Origin of the sequence: Halomonas campaniensis, assembly GCF_002211105.1 — a bacterium.
Taxonomy (GTDB): Bacteria; Pseudomonadota; Gammaproteobacteria; order Pseudomonadales; family Halomonadaceae; genus Vreelandella; species Vreelandella campaniensis_A.
The window spans coordinates 114,657-131,673 of sequence record NZ_JPUA01000010.1 but is presented as its reverse complement, the minus strand read 5'-3'; the positions used below and the strand labels follow the sequence as shown (position 1 = coordinate 131,673).

Below are 17,017 nucleotides of genomic sequence, written 5' to 3'. Positions count from 1 at the left end.
CGCTATCTTCTTCTGCTGCTCCTGGGTATGTAACCTGAGCGTGATCTTGTGCGAGGTGTTTACTGTGAAAGCGTTGTTATTGGGGTGGGTCGTACTGATGTTCAGTACTCCCCTAGCGGGGCTTGCTCAATCAACTGATGGGTTAGAGGTGCCTAACGGGCCCGTTATCTTGACTATTAGCGGTAAGATCGATCATACCAATGAAGGAAGGGAGGCGCAGTTTGACCGTGCCATGTTGTCGGCTTTACCACAGCACGAGTTCGAGACAAGTACGCCCTGGACAGAAGGCATTAGCCACTATAGTGGTCCTTTAATGCGTGACCTACTGGCAATGGTAAGCTCCGACGTTGATGCCGTTCATGTCTCCGCGCTGAACGGCTACGAAGCCGAAATACCGGTAAGTGATTTTAATGAATACGATGTCATCTTAGCCATGACAAAAGACGGTGAGGCGATTCCGGTTCGGGAATATGGCCCTTTGTGGGTGCTATACCCTTTTGATCAAGATGAAGCGCTGTTAAGCGAAAAAATTCGCTTTAGAGCGGTATGGCAGGTTATGCATATTAATGTTCACTAGCGCTTCTAATGCGCGGGCCTCAAGCCTACTGCGTTATCCTCGTCGTTTTAAGCTCGTTGCCATTGTGGCGGTATTACTATTCGCTGCAGCATTGGTCGTCGCTACTCTGGCCGCCTGGCGGCAGGAAAATCTCACTCAAAGCTTGCGGGAAGACACCGCTTGGGTTGTCTATAAGTTGGATCGCGATGCGGTACAGCTGCTCAACCATTTGTTGGCAGTGACCCGGGAGCCCCTATCTGCTAAGGCACGCGAGGAGCTAAATCTTCGCTTTGAGTTGCTCTATAGTCGCATGACGCTGCTAAACGACGGTGAAGTCCGCAACCTCATGCAGCAAATTGATACCGCCCGCGAGCTGTTAGGCCAAATCCAGCAGCAGCTTGATTTGCTGGATAGTATGTTTACCCCCCGTACTGAAGGCGGGTCTGATGAGGAACTTGATCGACTGCCGGTGGCATCGCTGGAAGAAGAACTGCAGGCGTTAACGCGTCTCACTGAAAGACTGGTTATTGCTATTAATGGCTACTTAGCTGAATCGGCAACGGAAGAGCGCGCCCAGCTCAGTCTGCTTTACAAGCTTCTCATGAGCCTGATTATTGGTATGAGCTTAGCGGCCTTCCTGGTGATTGCCTTTTTAGTGCGTGAAATGCGTGAGAGTGCGGCGATAAGGCGGATTCAGGAGCAGCTTGGTCGTCAACTCGAAGTCACCGCCAAACAGGCTCAAGCAGCGAACCAAGCCAAATCAGACTTTTTGGCAATGGTCAGCCATGAAATTCGTACCCCGCTGAACGGCGTTATTGGTATGAGTGAGCTGTTACGCGAATCAGCAAGCCCTGCTCAGGTTGAGGATTACGCCCATACAATCCACGACAGCGCCAATCAATTGCTGGCAATGATCAATGAAATCCTCGATTTCTCAAAAATCGAAGCAGGGCACCTCACCCTCGAAACATCGCCCACGGAGCTAAAACCGCTGATTGATAGCGTGGTGGTGCTGTTTGCCCCGCGAGCCAAAATGAAAGGGTTAGCGCTTAAGGTTAATGTTGATTCGCTGGTGCCAGCATGGGTGCAGGTCGATGCGGGGCGATTGCGGCAAATTTTGCTTAATCTTATCGCTAATGCCATCAAATTCACCGACCACGGTGAAGTCAGCGTACGGGTCTCTTCAACGGTGGAGCAATTACTGTTTGAGGTCAGTGATACGGGCTGTGGTCTAAGTGAACAGCAACAGCAGCGTCTCTTTGAGCCTTTCCAGCAGGCGGATGAGTCAGTGGCTCGACGGTTTGGTGGTACCGGGCTAGGGCTGGCAATTTGCAAGCGGCTAAGCGAGGCCATGCAAGGTCGACTAGGGGTAAAAAGCCAGTTAGGCCAGGGGAGTACCTTCTGGTGCGAGCTACCCTTAATCGCCGCTGACCCCATAACAACATCGCTGCCCCCAGCGCCCAAGCGTGACTTTACCGGCACAAAACTGCTTCTGGTAGAGGATAACGCCGTTAACCGCAAAGTCGCGATGGGCTTATTGGCGCGCTTGGGCTGCGATATAGTTTGGGCCGAGAGTGGTCATGATGCCCTGGCCATGGCTCAGTCTCAGCAGGTGCATCTGATCTTTATGGATATTCAGTTGCCCGATATGGATGGCTTGAGGGTCACGCAACGGCTGCGTGAACAGGGCGGGTGGTTAGCCAGTGTGCCGATCGTCGCCATGACCGCTGGAGGCGCTGAAGATGATCGACAACGCTGCTTGGCAGCAGGTATGAATGATTACATCACCAAGCCTCTATCGCTCTCTGCACTAAGCAACGTATTGGCGTTGCAGCTTTTTGCGACCCCGGACGCACCTTTAAGGGCGCTAGCGGCGTCTCCGACGCTAGCCGGAGAACCATCACTGCTTAATAGCGACACCCTGAGCATGTTGAAAATGACGCTAGGTGAAGCGAGCATGATTCAGCTAATCATGCTTTACCACCAGCAAGTAAGCGATTACTCCGCGCAATTGGCTTCTTGTTTGGCTGCAACTCCCTTGACGTCAGAACAGGAGCAGCAGATCGTACGGCTTGCACACCAACTGCGCGGTGAGTCGTTGAGTATGGGGGCCGACCAGCTTGCCGGGCGGGCAAAGCAGCTTGAGCTACTAGCCAAAACGCAACGCACCACATCCAGGCAGCTTGATGAAGCATTCAGCGCGTTAAGGCTTGCAGCAGCACATACGCATTCCGCATTGGAGAGGTGGTGCCGTGATCACTTATCCAGTTGAACAGGGCATTAGCACAGCCGCCAGCCAGCAGACAGATGCAAGTCGGGCAGCGTCGGAACTCGCTGACGCACTACAGCACGAACACCTGGGATTCGTACTGTTCTTCTGCAGTGCGGAGTATGATTTAGCGGCACTAGCCGGCGCGCTGGAAAGTCGCTTCCCCGTTACGCCGCTAAGTGGCTGTACCACCGCTGGGGAAATAACGCCTGCAGGCTATGACCGCGGCTCTATCGTAGCTATCGGGTTCGATCGTCGCCTGTTTGCCATTGAAACGGCGCTGATTGACGACCTCGAACATTTTGAGTTGGCCGATGCTCAGCCGTTGGTCGACACGCTATTGGAACGTTGTCGCCAACAAGCCATCGCGCCGATCAATGAGCATAGTTTTGCGCTGACGTTATTGGATGGTTTGTCCAGTCGTGAAGAGCAAGTGCTCGCCACCCTGGATGCCGCGCTAGGGCGCATCCCTAGTTTTGGCGGCTCGGCGGGTGACGACAACCACCTTAGCCATACCCATGTATATACCGCTGGATGCTTTTATACACGGGCGGCGGTGGTCGTCATGATCAATACCCGGTTGCCCTTTGAAGTGTTCTCAACCCATCACTTGATCCCATTGGCTCACAAGCTCGTGGTGACCGAGGCCGACCGTGAGCAGCGGCGGGTGGTAGAGCTCAATGGTCTGCCCGCCGCCCAGGTTTACGCAGCGTTGGTAGGTGTTGCCCCAGAGCAGCTCAGTGCCGCAGTGTTTGCTCGCCACCCATTAGCCGTCCGCATTGGCGGACAGCACTATGTGCGCTCTATTCAGGGTGTTAATAGCGACAGTAGTTTGAGTTTTTACTGTGCAGTGGAAAACGGCATTGTACTGACTGCCATGCAGCCAACACCGCTCCTTGATGACCTCAAGGTGATGCTGAATGGAGTGAGCGCCAGGTTGGGGGCACCGAGCATGATTATTGGCTGCGACTGCTTTCTACGTCGCATGGAGCTAGAGGCATTGGGGCATGTGGATCAGGCGTCGCAGCTGCTGCGCCAGGCAGGCGTAGTGGGGTTTAATACCTACGGTGAACAGCATCATGGTATGCATGTGAATCAAACATTTACGGGGGTGGCGTTTGGATCTCTTCCAGCTAACGACCACGCCTGAAGCAACCGGTAGGGCTGCTGCAACTGATGTCGCGGCGCTGCGGGAAGAGAACCGCCGCCTGCGTAAAGTGTGCCAAGCACTGATGGAGCGGGTGGAAACCGGAGGCGATGTTGATCCCGCGCCCTATGCCGCCTTTGAACGTTCGGTATTACTTGCCGAGCAGGTACGTGAGCGCACCGATGCGCTGCACCGCACCTTAGATGAGCTAAGCCAGGTCAATACGCGCTTACTGGCCGCGAAAGCCGAAGCCGAAGCCGCCAACCTATCCAAAACGAAATTCCTGGCGGCGGTTAGCCATGACCTGCTGCAGCCGCTCAATGCCGCTCGTCTGTTTGCCAGCGCGTTAGAAACGCACTCACTGCCTGAAACCTCGCAAATGCTCGTCAGCCATATTGGCCGCTCGCTAAAGGATGTCGAAGGGCTGATAGGCACGCTGGTGGATATTTCACGCCTGGATGCGGGGGTGCTCCATGCTGATAAAGCCCCCTTCGCAGTGAGCACGCTATTAGATGCGTTGGCGGAGGAGTATCGCCAAATAGCCGGGGTGAGAGGGCTGGCCCTGCACTACGTGCCCTCCAGCGCGGTGGTCGAATCCGATCTGGCGCTGCTGGCGCGAGTGATCCGCAACTTCTTAAGCAATGCGGTGCGCTATACCGAGCAGGGCCGAGTGTTGCTGGGCTGTCGGCGGCGCAAAGAAGGGTTGGAAATTACCGTGGGCGACACCGGCCCCGGGATCCCCGAGCAGCAGCGGGAGGCGATTTTTCTGGAGTTTCGCCGCGCTAACCAGCCTAACGGCGCACACAGCCGTGGCTTGGGATTGGGGCTCGCCATTGTTGACCGTATCAGTGCCATGCTGGGACAGCCGATTTCGCTCGCCTCGCGTCCCGGCGTGGGCGCGCTATTTTCGATCACCGTGCCCTATGCCCCGGCAACGCTTCCCGCCGTGGATAACACTCATAACACGGTGCTGCCTGACGGTGCTGAGGATCCATTGAGTGGCCGTGTTATTTGGGTAATCGATGATGATTTGGCCATTATAGACGGCATGCAGGCGCTACTGGGTAGCTGGGGGTGCCGAGTGAGAGCCGCTGCAACGGTGAGTGCGCTGGAGGCTGCCAGCGACGGAGAGCAGCCGGCGGTACTGCTGGTGGATTACCATTTGGGGGATCACCGGGAAACAGGGATTGAATTGGCCGCGCGGCTACAGCGGCGCTATCCCGGCCTGGCAGCGGTGGTGATTACGGCCAATCACGAGGCGGAGATTAAGCGTGCCACCCGTGAAGCAGGAATGCACTGCCTACTCAAACCGTTAAAGCCCCTGCGGCTACGTATGCTGCTCGGGAACCTGCTTAGTAAAGCCTAACTTGAGCACCCTACCGGGCGCGATTGGCCCGGTAAAAACTGAGATCCTCCTCCCCAGCGATAACGATCGCATGAACCCGGCTGGTGGCATTCAGTTTACGTAGAATCGCCGAGACATGGGTCTTCACGGTGGTTTCGGCAATCAATAGCTCTCGGGCAATATGCTTGTTCGACATGCCTGTCGTCATGCACGCCAATACCTCTAACTGCTTATCGGTTAAGCGCGCCAAGCGTTCGCTGGTTGATGAACTGCTGTTGGTGGGTTGAGGCGCAGCCGTGCGCGGTGCTGGGCGACGCATAACATCGGGCGGCAGGTAGAGCTGGCCTTCAAGAATCTGCGTTAACGCAGCCAGCAGCGCTTCCCGGGGGGTGGATTTGGGGATATAGCCCACCGCTCCCAAGGTAATGGCATCGAGTACCAACTGACGCTCCTGATGGGCAGAGACAATCGCCACCGGCAGCGAGGGAAATGCCTCGCGAAGCCGTGTTAACCCTTCTAGCCCTTCTGCATCCGGCAGGCTTAAATCCAGCAGCAGTAAATCTAACTCGGTGTTCGCTTCAATCAACGCTATCGCAGCAGCGAGGCTCTCTGCCTCCATTAGCTGGCTACCTGCCAAGCCCCCGCTAATCACGGTTTGTAGCGCATCGCGGAACAGCGGATGGTCATCCGCCACCAACAGGGAATACATAGCGTCTCCTACCAAGGGATGAGGGCTAATCCTGCCATCGGGCTATATCGCCATTTGCTTTAGTGAACAACACTGTCAAAGCAGCTTAAAAAAGCACCTTAAATAATCATAATACTCAGGAGCTACACAATGATCTACGCCAACCCTGGTGATACCGGTTCAGTGGTGTCATTTGAAAAACGTTACGGTAACTATATCGGCGGCGAATTTGTCGCTCCGGTGAAAGGCCAGTATTTCGATAACATTAGCCCCGTCAACGGTCACGTTTTCTGTGAAATCCCCCGCTCCACGGCAGAAGATATCGATAAGGCACTGGATGCTGCCCATAAAGCGGCACCTGCCTGGGGCAAAACGTCAGCGCAAGAGCGCAGCAATATTCTGCTGAAAATCGCCGACCGCATTGAACAGAACCTGGAAATGCTTGCCGTTGCCGAAACCTGGGACAACGGCAAAGCCGTGCGTGAAACGCTGAACGCCGATCTGCCGCTGGCGGTTGACCACTTCCGCTACTTTGCCGGCTGCATACGCTCACAGGAAGGCACGGCGGCGGATATCGATGCCAACACGGTTTCTTATCACTTCCACGAGCCGCTGGGCGTAGTGGGCCAGATTATCCCCTGGAACTTCCCGATTCTAATGGCGGTTTGGAAGCTGGCGCCTGCACTGGCGGCGGGTAACTGCGTGGTACTCAAGCCTGCGGAGCAAACCCCAGCATCGATATTAAAAGTCGTCGAATTGATTGGCGACCTGCTACCTCCGGGTGTCCTTAATATCGTCAATGGCTTTGGCGCTGAAGCAGGCCAGGCGCTGGCCAGCAGCAAACGCATTGCCAAAATCGCCTTTACCGGCTCTACCCCCGTTGGCTCGCATATTCTGAAATGCGCGGCGGAAAATATTATCCCCTCCACCGTAGAGCTAGGGGGTAAATCCCCCAATATCTACTTCGCCGATATCATGAACGCTGAGCCGACCTTTATTGATAAAGCAGTCGAAGGCTTGGTACTGGCGTTCTTTAACCAGGGCGAAGTGTGCACTTGCCCATCACGTGCGCTGATCCAAGAGAGCATGTACGAGGAGTTCATGGCCAAGGTCATCGAGCGCACCAAAACCATCAAACGCGGCAATCCACTCGATACCGACGTGCAGGTGGGGGCCCAGGCTTCTCAAGAGCAGTTCGATAAAATCATGTCCTATATGGATATCGCCCGCGACGAAGGGGCGGAATTCCTCACTGGCGGTAATAAAGAGACCATGGATGACAGCATCAACAGCGGTTACTACATTCAGCCTACGCTGCTGAAGGGTAACAACCAGATGCGCGTTTTCCAGGAGGAGATCTTTGGCCCGGTGGTGGCGGTGACCACCTTCAAAGATGAAGAGGAAGCGCTGGCGATTGCCAATGACACCGAGTTTGGCTTGGGCGCAGGCGTGTGGAGCCGTGATATCAATGTCGCCTTCCGCATGGGTCGTGGCATTCAGGCTGGTCGTGTGTGGACTAACTGCTACCATCAGTACCCCGCCCACGCGGCCTTCGGTGGTTACAAAAAATCCGGTGTTGGCCGTGAAACCCATAAAGTTGCCCTTGAGCACTATCAGCAAACCAAAAACCTGCTGGTCAGCTACGATATCAACCCGCTGGGCTTCTTCTAACCTGCCCCGTTTTCCTATGTATAGCTAGCCACACCGCCCGGCGCTAGTCGGGCGGTATGTCAGTTCCCCTGACGCTGACTCTACCGATAAGAGCCGTTGTTCAATGGCCGTATCGTAAACTATTAGGAGTTGCATCATGGATAGCACAATGCGCGCGGCGGTCGTTCGTGAGTTTGGCCAGCCGTTGGTTATCGAAGAAGTTGACGTACCTCGCCCCAAGCAGGGCGAGGTGTTGATGAAAGTGGCAGCCTCTGGCGTTTGCCATACCGATTTACACGCTGCTCACGGCGATTGGCCGGTAAAACCCTCACCGCCGTTTATTCCCGGGCATGAAGGCGTTGGGCATATTGTGGCGGTGGGTGAAGGTGTCTCCCACGTCAAAGAGGGCGATCGTATCGGTGTGCCCTGGCTCTATTCAGCCTGCGGCTACTGCGAACACTGCTTAGGTGGCTGGGAAACCCTGTGCGAGTCTCAGCAGAATACCGGCTACAGCGTTAACGGTGGGTTTGCGGACTACACCTTAGCGGATGCAGGCTATGTCGGGCGATTGCCGGATGCCGTTGATTTTATTGAAATAGCCCCAGTGCTGTGTGCAGGGGTAACGGTTTATAAAGGCTTGAAGATGACCGATACCCGCCCTGGCCAGTGGGTGGTGATCTCGGGCATTGGTGGCCTGGGCCATATGGCGGTGCAGTACGCCAAAGCCATGGGGCTGAACGTAGCGGCTGTGGATATCGATGACGGTAAGCTAGCCCTGGCCGAGCGCTTAGGCGCCACGGTAACCGTCAATGCCATGAAGACCGACCCAGCGGCCTACCTGAAGAAAACCATTGGTGGCGCTCACGGTGCCTTGGTGACAGCGGTGTCGCCGAAGGCGTTTGATCAAGCGCAGAATATGTTACGCCGCGGCGGCACATTAGTGCTCAATGGCTTACCCCCCGGCGACTTCCCACTGCCGATCTTCAGCACGGTGCTCAACGGTATTACCATTCGTGGCTCCATCGTTGGTACCCGCAGCGACCTGCAGGAAGCGCTGGATTTTGCCGCCGAAGGCAAGGTGAAAGCCACGGTCGCAACCGATACGCTGGACAATATCAACGACGTTTTCCAGCGCATGATCGACGGCAAGATCGAAGGTCGCATCGTGTTGGATATGGCTAGCTAGATAATGCCTGGCTAGTGTTCCATCAGGGGAAGGCGACTTCCCCTTTTTTAATTTTACCCATGAACTTCACGCCAACCCACTTCCTATCTGCTACCACCTAACCAACGGCGTGCCATACGCTCGGCGTGGGCTAGGTTACTGACGACCGCTAATGTACCTACTTCGCGTTTAATGCCGGCACGCTTTATCTTCAGCGCCATGCGTGGCGGCAGCCCAACAAATATAACGCCAACGCCTTGCTCGCCAAGCTCCCGGCGCAGTGACTCCAGCGCCACCATGGCGGTGGTGTCCAGGCTGGGCACATCACGCATATCCAGAACGACCACCCGAACACCGTGATCTATCACCCGCAGCGTGGCAATGGCCTTTTCTGCCGCACCGAAAAACAGCGGGCCGGTGATTTTATAAAGTGTTACTTCTGGCGGGAAGTGTTCGCCGGTGTCGGGTGCAGCCAAGCGCCGGGTATGAGTGAGCTGTGCCATACGACGGATAAACAGTGCGGCAGCCAGGCCAACACCCACGGCCACGGCAATCACCATGTCGAAAATCACCGTTAGGGCAAAGCAGATCACCAGCACTGAGACATCGCTGGCGGGAGCGCTTTTTAGCGTATGCACAAAGTGACGCGCCTCGCTCATGTTCCAGGCGATGATAAACAGCAGGGCGGCGAGTGCAGCCATGGGGACAAACCCCAGCACCCCCGCCAGGGCCACCACCGCAAGTAGCACCACGACAGAGTGCACCACGGCAGCGACAGGTGAAAAGGCACCGCTTTTGATATTGGTCGCGGTGCGAGCAAGGGCTGCTGTTGCGGTAATGCCGCCAAAGAAGGGCACTACCAGGTTGCCCAGCCCCTGGCCAATTAGCTCGGCGTTAGGATCATGGCGAGTGCGGGTTAAACCATCTGCCACCACGGCGCATAGCAGCGACTCAATGGCCGCCAGCAGTGCAATGGCCAGCGCCGGGCCAAGCAGTGCTTGTATCAGCGCAAAGTTGATCTCAAGCGGGTTTCCATCAGCGCCGGGAAAATGCCAAGGGGCGGTAAAGCCAGGCGCGAAAGGGGGAATGCCGCTGCCGCTCTCACCTTCGAACTCCCAGCTAAAGCGTGAGGCGATGGTATCGACTTCAACGCCACTCATCAGCAGTAGTGCTGCAGCCAGTGTGCCCACCGCCAAACCCACCAGCGGGGCAGGAATTGGCGTATTCAAGCGGGGCCAGATCAGCAGCGCGGCCAAGGTCACAACCCCCACGCTGATTTCCGCCGGTGAAAGGCTGGGCAGTGCTCGGCCAATCAGCACTAGGTTATTCAGAGTGCTATCACCTAGCTCCACGCCAGCTAGGCCCAGAAAGTCAGGTAACTGCAGCAGTGCAATGACAACGCCGATACCTGCGGTAAAGCCAAGTATTACCGGGTAGGGGATGTACTGAATAAGACTGCCCAACCGCGAGAGCCCCAGCGCCACCAAAATAGCGCCAGCCATCAGTGTGGCAATCAGCAGCCCACCCAGACCGTGGCTGGCCACAATGGGAAACAGAATGACCACAAAGGCGGCGGTGGGGCCGGAGATGTTGAACCGTGAACCGCCGGTTAAGGCAATCACCGCGCCCGCCACGATAGCAGTGTACAGCCCGTGTTGGGGCGGTACGCCAGTGGCGATTGCCAGCGCCATGGAAAGCGGTACCGCCACCACGCCAATCGTCAGCCCCGCCATCACATCGCGCTTTAATCTGGCCAGCGTATACCCTTCACGCCAAGCGCTGACCAGCGCGCTGCCAGGCAGCGGGAAAACGTAACCCGAAGATCGATGGGCGCGGGACATGAGACCAGTCTCCTAAGAACAGGGAAAACAAGCCATTACGCTACGCCTGCGGTGAAATTTGCACAACAAGGCGTTAGTCGTGGAGTCGTTCGCGCACAAAAATCCCGGCACGCAGGCCGGGATTGATCTGTGGGATTAAACGCTTGCGCCGTTATATCTGCGAATCTTCCGGCGGCTCTCCGATGGTGCCGGGCATTGCCTGCACGTGGCCCATCTGCTCGCCGGCCAGGGTGAGGAAGTGAAGGTGGCGTTCATACTCGGCCACCAAATCACCAATTACTTGACCACGGGTGTAGCCGTTAAGGTCTTTATCCTGACCACCTTCGGCTAAGTACACATCCAGACGCACATAAAAATCATCATCCGCTGGGATAAAGCTCGGTGTGCGCATGCGGTGCGGGCAGACCTGGTAGACAAAACTGGTCGCTTCGCCGAAGTCGACCTGGAGCATCAGGTTCGGTAGCGATTCACCCTCAACGTGCTCTTCGGTCACATTGGTGGTTTGACCTCTGCTTTCGAGCTCTTGAGCAAACTGGGTCATCGCCGGGCGAATAGAGTGCTCAAGGGTGGCCGCTGCACCCGCACGCGTGGAGGTGTCCAGGGCGCGATCCAGGCGCTCTCGCCAGTCACCACCGGGGGCGCCACCAGCAATCATGCGGCGTGCATCGGCTTTTTTGCCTTCCAGTTTCAGCGCTTTATACATACCCACCATCACGGCGAAAATAACTAATGAGAAGGGCAGGGCGGTGATGACGACGGCGCTCTGAAGCGCGTTCAAGCCACCGGCCATTAGCAGGGCGATAGTGATCAAGCCGATCGTTGCAGACCAGAAAATACGCAGTTTAACCGGCGCATCATGGTTCACGTCGCTCAAAATAGAGGTGAAGTTGGCCAGAACCAGCGCGCCTGAGTCCGCTGAGGTAATGAAGAACACGATGCCTAGCACGGTGACCACTGCTGCGGTTAGGCCAACGTAAGGGTAGTACTCAAGCAGCGTATAGAGTGTGGTTTGCGGGGTGTTAAGGGCCTGCTCACCCAGCTCGGCCACGCCTTGGTTGGCGACCAACTCAATGCCGCTATTACCAAATACCGACATCCACACCATCATAAAGGCCAGCGGAATAAACAAGGCGCCGGCGACAAACTCACGAATGGTACGGCCACGAGAAATGCGCGCCAGGAACAGGCCGACGAACGGTGTCCAGGCAATCCACCAGCCCCAGAAGAAGATCGTCCACCACATCTTCCACTCTTGGGCGCCCTCATCGGCAAAGGCGTAGGTATCAAAGCTTGCACCGACAAAACCCGATAGATAGTCACCGGCGTTGTTAACCACTTTATCCAGTAGCACCAGGGTGTCGCCGGAAAAGAGCACAAACAGCATCAGCGCCAGTGCCAATAGCATGTTGAACTCGGAAAGTCGGCGAATGCCTTTCTCAACGCCAGTCACTACAGAAATCGTTGCCAACACAACAACCAGGACGATCAAGATCACCTGCACGGTGAGCGTTTCCGGCACGCCGAACATATAGGTGAGGCCGTAGTTAAGTTGCATCACCCCAATACCCAGGCTGGTAGCAATGCCGAACACGGTGGAGATGACGGCGGTAATGTCTACCGCGTTACCGATAGGGCCGTGAATGCGCTTGCCCAGGATGGGATAGAGCGCGCTACGGATTGCCAGCGGCAAGCGGTGACGGTAGCTGAAGTAGGCCAACGCCATACCCATCAACACGTACAGCCCCCAACCAGAGAGCCCCCAGTGCAGATAGGTTTGAACGACGGCATTCCGCATCGCTTCCTGGCTTTCCGGGGTCAAGTCCGGCGGTGCCAAATAGTGGGCCACTGGCTCGGCAACGCTGAAGAACAGCAGGTCGATACCGATACCCGCGGCAAACAGCATGGCCGACCAGGAGAGCAGCGAGAACTCGGGTCGTGAGTGATCGGGCCCCAGGCGAATACTGCCAAAGCGTGACATGCCAATCGCAATGACAAAGACCAGATACGCCACAATGGCGAGCATGTAGTACCAACCAAAGGTTTTGCTGACCCAGGCAAGCCCGGCATCAAAAAAAGCGCCGGCTTGCTCGGTGAACAGCATGGTGAGTACTAAAAAGATAACGATACCCGCCACACTGCCGTGGAAAACCACGGGATTGAGGCGGTCGCGGGAGGGGAGGATGGGGTTGTCTTTCGCCATGCAGGCGGACTCCTGTTGTTGAAAGATGAATTTTTATTTTGAATGAACGTTCAAATAAAATACGCGATTAACTCTCCCCCTTCAAGTTAACCTCCCCTATATGAGTTGAATTAGCGTGGAGTTAGTAGCGCGCTGATGAAAGTGCAGACACAAAAACGCCCGGAAAAACCGGGCGTTGGATCTTGGTTTAAGGCTTGTCCTGCGTTTATTCGCTATCGGCGCTATCGTCACTATTACCATCGTGATGACCACGTTTACCGTGCTTGTCACGATACTCTTCATGGGCTTCCTGCATGGCGTTGCGCAGCGCTTCCTGCTCTTCTTCGGTGAGAATTTCAGCTACCCGCTCGTGGTGTTCTTCGCGCAGTGCCTGCATGGCTTCACGATGTTCGGCGTGTGCTTCGTTAAGCTCGGCCTGTTTCTCGGCTGAAATATCAGCGCGCTCGTACACCTCTTGGCGACGCTCCTCCATGCGCTCTTCCATACGTTCCCGATCAGGGCCTTGCCCATCATGGTCGCCGTGGCTATGCGCTTGAGCGTTAAACGCTAATGGAGCAATGGCGATAGCCAGCAGGGCGGGGGCAAACAGTTGGCGAATTGACATTTTCCTAGCACTTGTAACGTTCATAAGTTCTCTCCTGGTGAGTTGACAATGACAGTATCGCTAGGCGGGGTGCAAACCGTTTGCAGATAGTGTGCAACAATCATGATCTTATTGGCTTGTTGCAGGTCGTAGTGGGTAGGTGAGGGGTCACCTATTTATCCAGGAGAAGCATAATGTCGCGTACCAAGCTAATTCGCGAGTGGCAACAGCATGGAGCACTTACCACCCTACGCCGTGTTACCGGCCTGGGGGCAATTGCCTTATTGCTGAGTGGCTGTAGCGCTGCTCAACACGTTAGCCAAGGGGAGCCCGCTATTGAGCGTAGTGGGCTGCGTGAACCTCTGCCCTTCACCCGGTTGACCCCAAGAACCTATACCCCCGACGAGTGGCCCCAGGCACTAACAGCTGATGTTTACCTGCCCGATGAGCCCGGCGATGCATTGCGTCCTGCTGCCCTGGTGGTTCATGGCGGCGGCTGGCGCAACCGCACACCGGAAGATATGCAGGGCATCGCTGAACAGCTAGCGGGTCAGGGCTACGTAGCGGTGAATATTGAGTACCGTTTTGCGCCTGAATATCGCTTCCCTAGCCAATTACATGACTTGCAGCAGGCGATGGCCTGGATTCACGCCAATGCGGACGAGTGGCAAGTGGATACAAACCGCATTGTAGGCGTTGGATTCTCATCTGGCGCGCATCTAGTCAGTTTATTGGCGGTGGCGGGAGTAGAAGGGCCGCTGGCCGAACCCTACGGCGGCGAGCAGAGCCGTTTGGCTGCAGTATTGGCTGGGGGACTACCCAGTGATTTACTCAAATTTGATGATGGGCGCTTAGTCGTCGACTTTATCGGCGGTACCCGCGCGGAAGAAAACGAAGCGTATCGCCTAGCCTCTCCCGCACGGCAACTTACGCCTGACTCACCGCCGTTCTTCCTGTTCCACGGTCAGTGGGATCAACTGGTACCGGTGGATCAAGCCACGGACTTTTATCAAGCTCTGAAGGAGAACAACATCGAGAGCGAGCTTTACCTGCAGCGCTGGCGTGGCCACATAACTAGTTTCCTGCTGCGTGGCGGCGCCATAGATGCGGGCATCGCGTTTCTTAATCGGCAGGTAAAGCCCTAACCCTTTTTCGTTATCAAGACATGGCCAATGACATCATTCCGACAACAGCGTCATCATCAACATCCAGCTGAGAGACGAGTTTGCTTAGTTGGCTCATAGCCTCTTGAAGCGAATTATTGAGGCTACTGATTTCCTGTTGCAGGGCGTCGAGTTTTGCTTGGCGTTGTTCATCGTTTAGGGACTGGTCGCGCATAACCTCTTCCAGTTCCTGCTGTTTCTCCTTTAATTCTTCTCTATATTCAACAATTCGCTTTAGTAGTTCTTTAATCTCCTGCGGGAGATTGCTTTCATCGATTTTGGTGTTCTTCGCTTCCTGTGTGTTACCAGCCTTTTCTGAAGCTGAGGCGATGCCTCTAGCCACGGGAGAAAGATCCAAGTGAATGCTGGTGTTGGAATCCGTCGTTGCGGCGTTAGAAGTGATCGGTGTAGTTGTTACCTTATCGACGTTTAACGGCTCACTACGTAAAGGATGTGCGTCTAAAGGGGCACTCCCGGTAGGTAAAGAGAGGGTCATGGCAATCTCTCGTTAGAGTTAAGGGCTATTTTAAGCAGGCGCAACAGCGACTACGCAGGCCTGCTTAGGGAAATAGGTTCTAAAGCAGGCTAATAGAGTTATCGACAGTCTGAGACCATACTTTAGCATACGCTAAGAAACACTCTGGTGACCTGGAAGTCAGTGAAATAGGGATAGCCATCATTGCTGCATTACCATTGATGCAGGCATCGCGTTTCTTAATCGGCAGGTAGTCAGCAGGGGTTAGACTTTAGTTGCGTTCTTACTTTATGCAAGGTTGGTGACAGTTTCGGGGAGTAGCGTCTTAAGCACGCAGGTTAAGATCTGTGTCGAAAACCAAGCAAACTTATAAAAAGAGAGCCACGCTATGCTTAACACTTCCAGTGCGTCCTTATCGTTTAATATCAAATCGATATTGGTAGGGGCAACGGCCGCCATTGCCTCTCTATCAATGGCGCTTCCTGCTGTAGCTGACGACTTTCCTTCTCGACCGCTCAACATGGTGGTAGGTTTTGGCACCGGCGGAAGTGCGGATCGTATGGCCCGCATGATGTCAGGGCCTATTTCCGAAGAGCTAGGTGTGCCGGTACAAGTAACTAATCGCCCCGGTGCGGGCACTCAGGTTGCTTCTAATTACGTTCTTAACGTGCCTGATGATGGTTATACCGTCTATGCCTCGACGTTTGCTCCTTACTTAACCAACTCGATCCTGACTGGTGATGCAGAGTTTAGTGTCGACGACTTTTCTTATATCAACTTCCAGTGGTTTGATTTGGATCTAATCGCTGCCAATAAAGACAGCGGTTATGAAGACCTGCCAAGCCTGCTTGAAGCGATCCGCGAAGAAGAGGGTCAAGTACGCGGCGCGGTGGTTCAAGGTTCTGCTGGTCACTTAATGGTGCGCTTGCTGCTTGATGAGGCAGGCATTCCCCAAGATAACCTCAACTTGGTGACCTATAACAGCGGCGGTGAAGCCCGTTCAGCGGTAGCGGGTGGGCAGGTGGATTTCGTCTCTATTAGTGCCCAGGGCAGTGAGGGAATCCGTGAGTTCTTAACCCCGTTGGCGATCGTCAATGATGAGCGCATTGAACAGTGGGATGCACTCCCGATCAATGAAGCGCTGGCGCCGATGAATCTTGAGGTGCCCGTTCTTCAGGGCTCAATGCGCGGCTTTGCAGTGACCAGTGAAATGGAGCGTCAGCATCCTGAGCGTTTCGAGAAGATCTCCTCGGCTATTCAAAGTGCGCTTGCCCGCAAAGATGTTCAAGAGCAGCTTGAGCGCAACGAAATGGGCGGTGTTTGGGTAGGCCCAGAGCGCTCCAACGAGCTGATGCGCGAAAACTATCAGGTGTTTGAAAAGTACGCTCACCTACTTAACTAATTTTCACGACCAGATTTTCCGAACTAATCCTTCCATCATAGCTGGCCCTTCACATTAATGAGGGGCCAGTATGGGGTTTTACCATGTCTGAATGTAAACGTGACTATGGGGACTTTATCGTTCTCATGGGTTTGGCTGGCTTTACACTATGGTATTTATTAGACGCCATTAGTGTATCCGCCACACCGCAAAACCTGCTACTTATATTGCCACTTGCCGTTATCGTGTTAGCGATTATTGCACTTGAATTGATCCTGCGTATTAAACACGGCTCGCTGTTTCGCTCCTCTGAAGAAGAACCGCTGCATAAAACATTACCTGTTGTGGGTCTCTTCGCCGTCTATGTGCTGTCGCTTGAAGCGATAGGCTTTGATATTGCCACCGTAGCGTTTCTGGCGCTTTTCCTGATCCTTAAAGGGGAGCGCAATTGGCTGCTGGTAGGTGGCTATAGCATCGCTTTTGGGCTGAGTGTCGCGTTCTTTTTCTCACAGATGCTGCCGTACCCGATGACACTGCTGCTGCTTCCAAGCTGA

General features: G+C 55.0%; 14 protein-coding genes. 9 read left to right on the top strand and 5 right to left on the bottom strand.

All coding sequences use genetic code 11. From position 1 onward, the window contains the following. Nucleotides 1-97 precede the first annotated feature (97 nt). Genes JI62_RS04070 through JI62_RS04055 form a run of 4 tightly spaced genes read left to right on the top strand, consistent with a single transcriptional unit; the run spans nt 98 to nt 5,338 of the window. Nucleotides 98-577: a molybdopterin-dependent oxidoreductase gene (locus tag JI62_RS04070; RefSeq protein WP_141101297.1), complete on the top strand. Its 480-nt coding sequence runs from the start codon at nt 98-100 to the stop codon at nt 575-577. Further along, nucleotides 567-2,828 (top strand): hybrid sensor histidine kinase/response regulator, encoded by a 2,262-nt coding sequence (locus tag JI62_RS04065; protein WP_088698945.1) that lies wholly within the window; start codon nt 567-569, stop codon nt 2,826-2,828. Before JI62_RS04070 ends, JI62_RS04065 begins: the two co-directional genes overlap by 11 nt. After that, entirely contained in the window at nt 2,809-3,975 is a 1,167-nt protein-coding gene (nosP, locus tag JI62_RS04060) for a nitric oxide-sensing protein NosP (RefSeq protein WP_088698944.1), read from the top strand. Before JI62_RS04065 ends, nosP begins: the two co-directional genes overlap by 20 nt. After that, nucleotides 3,944-5,338 (top strand): hybrid sensor histidine kinase/response regulator, encoded by a 1,395-nt coding sequence (locus JI62_RS04055; protein WP_088698943.1) that lies wholly within the window; start codon nt 3,944-3,946, stop codon nt 5,336-5,338. The genes nosP and JI62_RS04055 overlap by 32 nt, the downstream gene beginning before the upstream one ends. A 10-nt stretch (nt 5,339-5,348) precedes the next feature. On the opposite strand, the gene JI62_RS04050 is transcribed toward JI62_RS04055, so the two are convergent. After that, nucleotides 5,349-6,026, bottom strand: a complete 678-nt coding sequence (locus JI62_RS04050) for a response regulator (RefSeq protein ID WP_088698942.1) — start codon at nt 6,024-6,026, stop codon at nt 5,349-5,351. 129 nt (nt 6,027-6,155) lie between these two features. Between JI62_RS04050 and exaC the strand changes: the two genes are divergently transcribed. Both exaC and adhP read left to right on the top strand, forming a co-directional pair. After that, nucleotides 6,156-7,676, top strand: coding sequence for an acetaldehyde dehydrogenase ExaC (gene exaC, locus JI62_RS04045; RefSeq protein WP_088698941.1), 1,521 nt, complete (start codon nt 6,156-6,158; stop codon nt 7,674-7,676). Nucleotides 7,677-7,812: 136 nt separating this feature from the next. After that, entirely contained in the window at nt 7,813-8,841 is a 1,029-nt protein-coding gene (gene adhP, locus JI62_RS04040) for an alcohol dehydrogenase AdhP (protein WP_170938469.1), read from the top strand. 83 nt (nt 8,842-8,924) lie between these two features. On the opposite strand, the gene dauA is transcribed toward adhP, so the two are convergent. From dauA to JI62_RS04025, 3 genes are all read right to left on the bottom strand, one after another. Further along, nucleotides 8,925-10,661, bottom strand: a complete 1,737-nt coding sequence (gene dauA, locus JI62_RS04035; RefSeq protein ID WP_088698940.1) for a C4-dicarboxylic acid transporter DauA — start codon at nt 10,659-10,661, stop codon at nt 8,925-8,927. Nucleotides 10,662-10,812: 151 nt separating this feature from the next. Then, entirely contained in the window at nt 10,813-12,861 is a 2,049-nt protein-coding gene (betT, locus tag JI62_RS04030) for a choline BCCT transporter BetT (RefSeq protein WP_088698939.1), read from the bottom strand. A gap of 205 nt (nt 12,862-13,066) precedes the next feature. Then, entirely contained in the window at nt 13,067-13,489 is a 423-nt protein-coding gene (locus tag JI62_RS04025; RefSeq protein ID WP_088698938.1) for a hypothetical protein, read from the bottom strand. A 149-nt stretch (nt 13,490-13,638) separates the two neighbouring features. Here JI62_RS04025 and JI62_RS04020 point away from each other — a divergent pair, with 149 nt between their 5' ends. Continuing rightward, the gene (locus JI62_RS04020) at nt 13,639-14,589 is read left to right on the top strand and encodes an alpha/beta hydrolase (RefSeq protein ID WP_088698937.1); all 951 of its coding nucleotides are present in this window, start codon (nt 13,639-13,641) and stop codon (nt 14,587-14,589) included. Nucleotides 14,590-14,602: 13 nt separating this feature from the next. Here the strand turns inward: JI62_RS04020 and JI62_RS04015 are convergent, their stop codons facing one another. Beyond that, nucleotides 14,603-15,103: a hypothetical protein gene (locus JI62_RS04015; RefSeq protein ID WP_240513122.1), complete on the bottom strand. Its 501-nt coding sequence runs from the start codon at nt 15,101-15,103 to the stop codon at nt 14,603-14,605. Between the two features lie 367 nt (nt 15,104-15,470). On the opposite strand from JI62_RS04015, the gene JI62_RS04010 reads away from it, so the two are divergent. Both JI62_RS04010 and JI62_RS04005 read left to right on the top strand, forming a co-directional pair. Then, complete coding sequence (locus JI62_RS04010) at nt 15,471-16,484, top strand: Bug family tripartite tricarboxylate transporter substrate binding protein (protein WP_088698935.1); 1,014 nt, start codon at nt 15,471-15,473, stop codon at nt 16,482-16,484. An 83-nt stretch (nt 16,485-16,567) separates the two neighbouring features. Continuing rightward, nucleotides 16,568-17,017 carry a tripartite tricarboxylate transporter TctB family protein gene (locus JI62_RS04005; RefSeq protein ID WP_088698934.1) on the top strand — a complete coding sequence of 150 codons (450 nt, stop codon included), beginning with the start codon at nt 16,568-16,570 and terminating at the stop codon, nt 17,015-17,017.

Bases quoted from the DNA above. Each gene is read 5' to 3' on its own strand.
- JI62_RS04015 (WP_240513122.1), bottom strand. From the start codon at position 15,103: ATGACCCTCTCTTTACCTACCGGGAGTGCCCCTTTAGACGCACATCCT.
- JI62_RS04010 (WP_088698935.1), top strand. From the start codon at position 15,471: ATGCTTAACACTTCCAGTGCGTCCTTATCGTTTAATATCAAATCGATA.
- JI62_RS04070 (WP_141101297.1), top strand. From the start codon at position 98: ATGTTCAGTACTCCCCTAGCGGGGCTTGCTCAATCAACTGATGGGTTA.
- dauA (WP_088698940.1), bottom strand. From the start codon at position 10,661: ATGTCCCGCGCCCATCGATCTTCGGGTTACGTTTTCCCGCTGCCTGGC.
- JI62_RS04065 (WP_088698945.1), top strand. From the start codon at position 567: ATGTTCACTAGCGCTTCTAATGCGCGGGCCTCAAGCCTACTGCGTTAT.
- betT (WP_088698939.1), bottom strand. From the start codon at position 12,861: ATGGCGAAAGACAACCCCATCCTCCCCTCCCGCGACCGCCTCAATCCC.
- JI62_RS04050 (WP_088698942.1), bottom strand. From the start codon at position 6,026: ATGTATTCCCTGTTGGTGGCGGATGACCATCCGCTGTTCCGCGATGCG.
- exaC (WP_088698941.1), top strand. From the start codon at position 6,156: ATGATCTACGCCAACCCTGGTGATACCGGTTCAGTGGTGTCATTTGAA.
- adhP (WP_170938469.1), top strand. From the start codon at position 7,813: ATGGATAGCACAATGCGCGCGGCGGTCGTTCGTGAGTTTGGCCAGCCG.
- JI62_RS04005 (WP_088698934.1), top strand. From the start codon at position 16,568: ATGTCTGAATGTAAACGTGACTATGGGGACTTTATCGTTCTCATGGGT.
- JI62_RS04025 (WP_088698938.1), bottom strand. From the start codon at position 13,489: ATGAACGTTACAAGTGCTAGGAAAATGTCAATTCGCCAACTGTTTGCC.
- JI62_RS04020 (WP_088698937.1), top strand. From the start codon at position 13,639: ATGTCGCGTACCAAGCTAATTCGCGAGTGGCAACAGCATGGAGCACTT.